The following is a 915-nucleotide window of genomic DNA, read 5'->3' as shown; positions in this document are numbered from 1 at the left end:
CTAGGCCGTGTCGCCAAAGGGTCATAGCCACTGCAGCAGCGCGGCGATGGTGACGGTGGCCTGGAACGATGTGCTCGTCTTGTCGTAGCGGGTGGCCACCGAGCGGCATTGCTTGAGCCGGTTGAAGCAGCGTTCCACGACGTTGCGGTGCCGGTAGATCAGTTTGTTGAAGGTCGGCGGTCGACCGCCGCGTGGGCCGCGGTTGCGGCGGTGTTTCTGCTGGTCGGAGCGTTCCGGGATGGTGTGGGCGATGCCGCGGCGACGCAGGTAGCGGCGGATCGCGCGGGTGCTGTAGCCCTTGTCGGCGATGACATGATCGGGGCGGGTGCGTGGCCTGCCCGGCCCGATCCGTTCGACACGGAGGGCGTTCATGACCTGCTCGAAGCGGGTGCAGTCGTTGACGTTGCCGCCGGACAGCACGAAGGCCAGGACCCGGCCGGCGCCGTCACACGCCAGATGGATCTTGGTGGTCAATCCACCACGAGATCGTCCGAGGGCGTGATCCGATTGGTCCGGTTCCGATCGCCCCTTTTTGCGCCGGCGGCGTGTTGGTGGGCTCGCACGATGGTGGAGTCGACCGAGACCAGCCAGTCGATGTCGGCGTTCGCGTCCGCCGCAGCTTGGGCGGCGGCGAGCATCTTTGCGAACGTGCCGTCCAACGCCCACCTGCGGAAACGGGTGTAGATCGACTTCCAGGAGCCGTATCGGGCGGGCACGTCACGCCACGGCGCGCCGGAGCGGATCTTCCACACGATGCCGTTGAGCACCCGGCGGTCGTCCTCGCGCGGACGGCCGCCGGTGATCACCGACGGCAGGTGCGGTGACAGCGATTCCCACTCGGCGTCGGTCAACTCATAGCGGCGGATCACGCCGTACATCATCCATGGCCATGATCCTTTGAAGACACGGCCTAGG

The 915-nt window shown here is 66.8% G+C and carries 1 pseudogene; it reads right to left on the bottom strand.

Going from position 1 to position 915, the window contains the following annotated elements:
• Window positions 1-21: 21 nt before the first annotated feature.
• Window positions 22-878, bottom strand: a pseudogene (locus tag J5X75_RS43800) (IS5 family transposase).
• Between the last annotated feature and the right edge of the window lie 37 nt (window positions 879-915).

This window comes from Actinoplanes flavus, from assembly GCF_017592555.1.
GTDB classification, from domain to species: Bacteria; Actinomycetota; Actinomycetes; order Mycobacteriales; family Micromonosporaceae; genus Actinoplanes; species Actinoplanes flavus.
The sequence above is the reverse complement of the archived record's forward strand: the minus strand, read 5'-3'. Positions and strand labels throughout refer to the sequence as shown.